The 287-nt window shown below is 39.7% G+C and carries 1 protein-coding gene; it reads right to left on the bottom strand.

Features of this window, described 5'->3' with window-relative positions:
- The coding region (locus ACFIO5_RS10145; protein WP_375705331.1) for an efflux RND transporter permease subunit at positions 1–287 on the bottom strand (287 nt) is incomplete at both ends.

Raw genomic sequence — 287 nt, 5'->3', positions numbered from 1 at the left:
TCTGAAAAATCTTCGTGCGCGCACTATCAACCTGTACATCACCAACACCATCAACGGCAGAAAGCGCATCAACAATTTGATCGTCTACGATCATTGTTAAATCATCAATACTCATCGTTGGTGACGTCACAACCAAATACATCATCGCAGCAGCATTTGAATCTGCTTTAATAATCAAAGGTGAATCCGCGTTTTTGGGTAAAGAATAAGTAATGCGAGAGAGTGCATCACGAATATCAGATGCTGCAACATTCAAATCAATACCGACATTAAAATGAATCTCCACA

Source organism: Bartonella sp. AA86SXKL (genome assembly GCF_042196885.1).
The sequence above is the reverse complement of the archived record's forward strand: the minus strand, read 5'-3'. Positions and strand labels throughout refer to the sequence as shown.